Origin of the sequence: Rhodococcus sp. BS-15, from assembly GCF_000813105.1 — a bacterium.
GTDB lineage: Bacteria > Actinomycetota > Actinomycetes > Mycobacteriales > Mycobacteriaceae > Rhodococcoides.
On sequence record NZ_BAOX01000406.1, the window covers coordinates 1 to 3,393 of the forward strand.

Here is a 3,393-nt window from a genome sequence, read left to right on the forward strand (position 1 = left end):
TGCGGTCTCTGCCTTCACCTCCGACCCGGACACCACGCCCGAGATCGAGGCCGTGTCGACCCCAGCCCCGACATCCGAGCTGCCCGCACCCACGACCACCACCGCTGCGCTCGCCCACTCCTGGTGCCCCGAATCGGTGACCGACGGCGTGGTGACCGGCGCGGGCCCAGGCGGTACCACCTCGGGAAGCGCAGCAATCCTGGCGTTCGAGCACGCCTACTACGTCGAACGCAGCGGCGCGGCCGCCCGCGAGATCCTCGCGCCGAACGCGCAGTTGAAGTCTGCAACCGCCGACGAGCTCCAACGCGGCATCGACACCATTCCCGCCGGTACCGAGCACTGCGTGAGCATCCGGGCCGCCGCCCCGAACACCTACGCCGTGACCCTCGAACAGCGGTACAGCGACGGCACTCGCACCACGGACAAACAGACCATCAGCACCACCGACGCCGGTGGCCGCACCTTCATCACCTCGATCGGAGCAGCACAGTGACCGAAGAGCGCGCCGAATGGATGAGCGAATGGCTCACCCCGCCCCCAGAGAGTCCGTTACCCGACCCCGCGGACCAGGGCGCACGGGTCCTTCCCCTACGTGCTCACCCCGAACCGGTGCCCGCCCCCCGAACCGATACCACCGATGACTCTGGTCCTCGGTGCTGCGGGGGCGCAGGAGCGAGCACGACAGCACTCGGACTGGGCAACGCATGGTCTGCCCGCGGCCACGACGTGGTCGTCGTCGACGCAACACCTGCAGGCGGTGATCTGGTCGAACGCGGCGCAGATTCCATGGTCAGCGACACCGTCATCGAAACCGCCTTCGACAGCTCCGACCCCGACAACGTGCCGGCCTCGGTCGCCGACTGCACCTCTGCGACCTCGGCAGGAGCACACATACTCGGGCGCGCCTGGCTGCAGTCGGCCGAGCCGGCATACCGGGGCATCGATCGCTACCTCCGCAGCCAAGTCGATACCTCGATCTACGACCTCGGACACCGCGGGTTCGGCCGCGCCGCAGCCGATCCGCTGCGGTCCGAGCCCTGGGCGGCGATAGTCCTGGCCGTCCATGCCCGCGCCGATGCCGTCAATCGGATGCGCGCGGCACTGGAAACCATCCGCTACACCGCCACGGATGCAGGCCCACTGCGCACCATCATCGCGATATCCCACCAGCTCCCGGGAACACCTGGAATCGACCTCAACGAACTCCGAAACCACCTGCACGGCAAAGTGTTCGCCGTCCTCGACATCCCCTACGACCCTCACCTGGCCACCGGGCTGCCGATTACGGCCGACGAGCTGAACCCAGCGACGTCCGCCGCCTACGAGCAGCTGCGGGCAAACACCGTCCGCGCTGCCGCCGGAGGCAGGACCGGTGAGCATTCCCCACCTCGCGACCTCCAGCAACCAGACACCCCGCAAGTCGGGAGATCTCTCGATGCGCCTACCCGAACGCGAGCTCCCGATCTGGGACAGGCCGATACCACTACCGGATCGTTCCCCGTCCCCGATGCTCTGGCTGCTCGGCGCACACGGCGGCGCAGGCGTGAGCACCCTCGCCCACGTCCTCGCTCCCGCCGGCGACTGCGGTGACCGCTGGCCCGGCGGGTACGGAAAGCAAAGTCCCTACGTCGCGATCGTTGCCCGCGAGACCGTCTCGGGACTGGTCAAAGCAGGTGAACTGCTCCGTCAACACACCGCAGGCCACGGTGGACCCTCCACGATCATCGGCCTGATCACCGTGGCCGACCGACCGGGTCGAAAGCTGCCCAAACAGATCCAGCAGACCCGCGACGTGGTCACCGCACTCGTCGGCCGCGACTGGCGCATCGGCTGGATCGAGCAGTACCCACTCGCGCGAGATCCCAGCGGCCTGGCGGTCTGGTCACCGTTCGATCCGCAACCGGAGAAAAAGCGCAGTGCCACAGACGTTCCCGCCGACATCGCCACCGTCGGATCGGAACTACGCGAGGCCATCCTCCTCGACGTTCAACGCTCCACCACCCCGACAAAAGGAAAGCCATGATCCTGCACAGCCTGCACACCGGAATCGACATCCTCGCCCAGATCGAGCTCACCCCCGAAGCGCCCCCGAAGTCCGACGGCTTCCTACGCCTGGGCCGCTGGCTCAGTTGGTTTGTCCTTCTCGCCGGGGTGTGTGCACTGGTCTACGGCGGCGGAAAATTCGGCTGGGAGAAGTACAACGGCGGGGCACTGGAATCGCCGAAGATCATTGTCGGTGCCCTGATCGGCGGTGTCATCGCCACCAGCGCCGGCACCATCATGACCAGCGTCGCCGGATGAGCGTGCACAGGTGAAGACACCACCGACCGAGGTCACCGAACCATTGGTGCAGTTGCTGCAATACCTGCTCTGGTTCGCCTTCGCGATATTCACCATCCGATTGATCTGGGCCGCAGGACGTTTGGCCTACACCCGACGAGAGTCCCCCCACGAGACCGACGCCGCTCAATCGATCGTGGTCACGCTCATCTCGGCCGTGTTCGCCTCTGCCGCAACCGGTATCGCCGCAGCCCTGTTGACGTTCTGACCATGCGAGCGCCCCAGCATCGCGTAACGAAAGAGGCATCTCCGACCATGACCGCATCCACACCCGACGACGGGGCACCCCGCATCCGCGGGGCACGAGCATGGATAGCCGTCGGGCTGCTCGCAGCGGCACTGGCCACGGCCTGCAGCTCCGGCGGCACCGAAGCCACCGATACGGCGGCTCCGACCACCTCGACGGCCCCCGGATCCGTCCGCACCACCGACCGGGGTGCGCTGGCAGGACTACCAAGGCATCGCACTGCCTGTCGGCGATCAGGGCCCGGCCCGCAATCCGGGAAGCGGCCCTGTCGGCGGATTCACTCACGACCCGCAGGGTGCGGCCCTGGCAGCACTGCAACAGACCGTGCGGATCTCGGTCGCTCCCGACTACCAATGGCCATCGGTGTCAATGCCGCGGTCGCTCCCGGACCTGCACGTGACTCGTTCGCCGTCAACCGGCAGCTGATCTCGATCACCGCACCCCCTGCCGCCGACGAGCGTCCCTCGATCGCCGGGTACCGGATCACCGACTACACCGCCGAGCGGGCGGCTCTGACGATCTACACCACCTTCCCCGACGAATCGATCGCCGCATCCGACACCGCAGTTCTCTGGTCGGGCGAGGACTGGCGGCTACTGCTTCCCGAGCCCGGCGACACCACCGTCAGAGTGCGCTCGATCACCGAAGTACCGGCAGAGGCAACACCCTTGGAGAAATCGTGATGAGCACAGCCCCGCGACACAATCCCGTGCCGTCGTCCCCGGGTGACGACGGACAGGTCCTGGGCGGACGCCGGTGGACGCTGGTGCTGTCGGTGATCGTGATCGTTCTCGTCGTCGTCGGCG

Annotated in this window: 5 protein-coding genes and 1 pseudogene; all 6 read left to right on the forward strand. The window is 67.3% G+C overall.

Features of this window, described 5'->3' with window-relative positions:
• Window positions 1-493 (forward strand): annotated as a pseudogene (locus RHBS_RS25860) (hypothetical protein); the annotation flags it as partial.
• Complete coding sequence (locus RHBS_RS31195) at window positions 490-1,590, forward strand: hypothetical protein (protein WP_237669732.1); 1,101 nt, start codon at window positions 490-492, stop codon at window positions 1,588-1,590. The pseudogene RHBS_RS25860 and the gene RHBS_RS31195, both read left to right, overlap by 4 nt.
• Window positions 1,544-2,023: a hypothetical protein gene (locus RHBS_RS25865; RefSeq protein WP_237669734.1), complete on the forward strand. Its 480-nt coding sequence runs from the start codon at window positions 1,544-1,546 to the stop codon at window positions 2,021-2,023. Before RHBS_RS31195 ends, RHBS_RS25865 begins: the two co-directional genes overlap by 47 nt.
• On the forward strand, window positions 2,020-2,301 hold the full coding sequence (locus tag RHBS_RS25870; RefSeq protein WP_121870945.1) for a hypothetical protein: 282 nt from the start codon (window positions 2,020-2,022) through the stop codon (window positions 2,299-2,301). The genes RHBS_RS25865 and RHBS_RS25870 overlap by 4 nt, the downstream gene beginning before the upstream one ends.
• A 10-nt stretch (window positions 2,302-2,311) precedes the next feature.
• Entirely contained in the window at window positions 2,312-2,548 is a 237-nt protein-coding gene (locus RHBS_RS25875) for a hypothetical protein (RefSeq protein ID WP_032393575.1), read from the forward strand.
• A gap of 47 nt (window positions 2,549-2,595) precedes the next feature.
• Window positions 2,596-3,270, forward strand: a complete 675-nt coding sequence (locus tag RHBS_RS25880) for a hypothetical protein (protein ID WP_237669736.1) — start codon at window positions 2,596-2,598, stop codon at window positions 3,268-3,270.
• The last annotated feature ends 123 nt before the right edge of the window (window positions 3,271-3,393 follow it).

Coding starts and splice junctions, on each gene's coding strand:
- RHBS_RS25870 (WP_121870945.1), top strand. CDS start 2,020: ATGATCCTGCACAGCCTGCACACCGGAATCGACATCCTCGCCCAGATC.
- RHBS_RS25880 (WP_237669736.1), top strand. CDS start 2,596: ATGACCGCATCCACACCCGACGACGGGGCACCCCGCATCCGCGGGGCA.